Below are 498 nucleotides of genomic sequence, written 5' to 3'. Positions count from 1 at the left end.
ACCACCGCTTTGGATGGTTTAAGTTACCAACCTGTTGCCGATTACAACGGTGCTGACAGCTTAACTATAGTCACCAGTGACGGCACCTTAAGTGATACGGACAACATTGCCATTACGGTGACACCCGTTGTGGATATTGCCAACGATGCCATAACCCTGAATGAAGACACGGTGGCTAATCTTGACGTGAATGCCAATGATACCTTTGAAAATGCAGGTCATACCATTACTGCAATTAACGGTACGGCCATTGCCGTAGGCGGCACAGTGGCTGTGGCCAACGGCACAGTGTTGTTAAATGCTAACGGTACCTTAAGCTTTACGCCAGCTGCCAATTACAACGGCAGTACCAGTTTTACCTACACGGTGACTTCCGGTGGGGTTACGGAAACCGCTACAGTGAACCTGACGGTGAACCCGGTTAATGATGCCCCAATCAACAGCGTCCCTGGCGCCCAAACTACGAATGAGGATACAGCTCAGGTCTTTAGCTCTGCC

At 50.0% G+C, this 498-nt stretch carries 1 protein-coding gene; it reads left to right on the top strand.

The features are described 5' to 3' along the window. The coding region (locus Lqua_RS18560) for an Ig-like domain-containing protein (RefSeq protein WP_193787196.1) at positions 1–498 on the top strand (498 nt) is incomplete at both ends.

Origin of the sequence: Legionella quateirensis, assembly GCF_001467955.1 — a bacterium.
Taxonomy (GTDB): Bacteria; Pseudomonadota; Gammaproteobacteria; order Legionellales; family Legionellaceae; genus Legionella; species Legionella quateirensis.
This window is presented reverse-complemented; position numbering and strand designations above follow the sequence as displayed.